This window comes from Streptomyces sp. NPDC058664 (genome assembly GCF_042716635.1).
Classification (GTDB): Bacteria; Actinomycetota; Actinomycetes; order Streptomycetales; family Streptomycetaceae; genus Streptomyces.
The window spans coordinates 1-1,096 of sequence record NZ_JBHXRW010000248.1; the positions used below are offsets into that span (position 1 = coordinate 1).

General features: G+C 44.5%; 2 protein-coding genes. One reads left to right on the forward strand and one right to left on the reverse strand.

Going from position 1 to position 1,096, the window contains the following annotated elements; all coding sequences use genetic code 11:
• Window positions 1-441, forward strand: a 441-nt coding sequence (locus ACFWUY_RS41910; RefSeq protein WP_384122411.1) for a hypothetical protein, incomplete at its 5' end; no start/stop codon positions are given.
• 407 nt (window positions 442-848) lie between these two features.
• On the opposite strand, the gene ACFWUY_RS41915 is transcribed toward ACFWUY_RS41910, so the two are convergent.
• On the reverse strand, window positions 849-1,010 hold the full coding sequence (locus tag ACFWUY_RS41915; RefSeq protein ID WP_376936199.1) for a hypothetical protein: 162 nt from the start codon (window positions 1,008-1,010) through the stop codon (window positions 849-851).
• Window positions 1,011-1,096 lie beyond the last annotated feature (86 nt).

A 1,096-nucleotide genomic window follows, 5' to 3' on the forward strand; every position in this document is an offset into this window, starting at 1 on the left:
CCGTCGTACGGTCCCCGGTCATGCCCAGGCGGTGCGGAGTTCGTCGTGGTGGGCGGCGAGCCAGGTGGTAACGTGTCCATTGCTTTCCAGTACCAGGACGCCGTTACTGAACGGCTATTTGAATCCGCTAAGACCACAGCGCAAGCATATCACGCTCAGGCCGTTCTATGGCAAATCTGCCGTAATCTTGGCTGGCAAAGTTACGAATGCACCAAAACGGCCGCAGATCTCTGCGAGACAATGCGAACTGACAAAGCACAAATGGCAAGAGCATTAGATTTGCTTGAAAAAGTTGGTGCAATTCATCGCGTTAAACGTGGTCGAGTAAAAGTTATAACTGTAACACCTGAAGGAGCTTTTCGTGGGAATGTAAATAACCACGCTAAAGCTGTTGAGCGCTTCCGTCTGGACGTTATCGACGGCGGTTTATCGCCTGAATAACAGCTCTTATTCTGCCCGATTAATGAGCTACAGAATTTTATAATTCTTTGACTTCTAAAGCCCTCGTTTGAGGGCTTTTTTTTGAGTTTTTTAGGTGTAACGCTGACAAGTTGCATTTCCTGCTACACAGACGTTTCAGAAAAACAGCCGGCACAAAAATCACCTACAGCGCGATTTTGGGGCGCGGTGTTTTTGTGCCTATTCGACAGTGCTTTTTGATGAATTTAATTTTGTACCACAAAATTACGTATCCTGCCTATGAACACAGGACAAAAGTCGCAACGCAAGACATAACGTCCCCGCGCCTTAAAATTGACCTGAAGCGGGCGTTATGTCGTTCGAGCCTGTTGACTACATTGAATATGATAAAAACGCTCACACGGCGATTTATGGAGCTATGAGGGGCATTAGAGCTCCCACCCTTCATCCATAAAAGCCTTTTCATCGAAAGGAACACGATTATCCCCTCTAAGGCTTTTAATTTTGGCTTGTATCTCTGCTACTCTTTCAGTCAGTGATTTTTCATTCTGCTGATCAGAATCCTGTGATTTTTTTTCTGTTTTCTTCATTTCACAGTCTCCCCAATCTAGTTTTTATTTAAATATCTCATGTAGGTCGATGTAACATAAAATGTAGTTCGTAATGTAACATCACA

Excerpts from the sequence above, each read along its gene's own strand:
- ACFWUY_RS41915 (WP_376936199.1), bottom strand. The coding sequence starts at position 1,010 with ATGAAGAAAACAGAAAAAAAATCACAGGATTCTGATCAGCAGAATGAA.